The organism is Streptomyces katrae (assembly GCF_000966975.1).
Taxonomy (GTDB): domain Bacteria; phylum Actinomycetota; class Actinomycetes; order Streptomycetales; family Streptomycetaceae; genus Streptomyces; species Streptomyces katrae.
This window is the reverse complement of the sequence record NZ_JZWV01001612.1, coordinates 1-722: the sequence shown is the minus strand read 5'-3', so window position 1 is coordinate 722 and position 722 is coordinate 1. Positions and strand designations below refer to the sequence as shown.

The following is a 722-nucleotide window of genomic DNA, read 5'->3' as shown; positions in this document are numbered from 1 at the left end:
AGCCTGGACACCGCCACCGCCCACCGGCTGGCCGAAGACCCGAACGATGAGGTGCGCGAGGAACTCGCGGAACACCCCGACCTGCCGCCGGCACTGCGCGACAAGCTTGCCCAGGATCCCGACCTGCGCGTTGCACTCCGTGTCTTCGCCCGTCAGGACACACCGGAGCCGATCCGTGCTGCGATCCATGCACAGATCGTGTCCGTGCCTCCGCTGGACTGGCTCGCGGACGACCAAGCCCTGGACGACGACGAGCTCGACCGGCAAATCACGGGCGAGATAGCCCGCGCCGAGCTCCGGAGACTGCGCCTGCCGTGGGTGACGGCCGACCCCGAGCCGTACGTGGACTCGCCATACATCTGCTTCCGCGCCTCGGCCGCGATGTCCGACCACCTTCCGCCGCCGCTCGTCGCCCAACTGCTCGACGACGAGGAGAGCAGCGTGCGAACCACGATGGCTCTTCACGCCCGAGACCGGATCGATCCCGACACCGCCGAGCGCATCGACCGAACCTACCGCCCGGACAAGATGATCAGATGGCGGCCGGCCGACGACTTCCCTCTTCCGGCAGATGTACTGCGGCGCCTGGCCACAGACCCCGACCCCAGAATGAGGCAGCTGGCCCCGCGGGACCCCGACCTGCCCGTGGAACTCGCGCGCCGGCTAGGCCGTTTCCTTCGGATCATCGGATCGTTGGGTGATGTGTGTCGTTGACTGATGCC

Annotated in this window: 1 pseudogene; it reads left to right on the top strand. The window is 68.1% G+C overall.

Going from position 1 to position 722, the window contains the following annotated elements:
• Window positions 1–714, top strand: a pseudogene (locus VR44_RS39605) (hypothetical protein); the annotation flags it as partial.
• Window positions 715–722 lie beyond the last annotated feature (8 nt).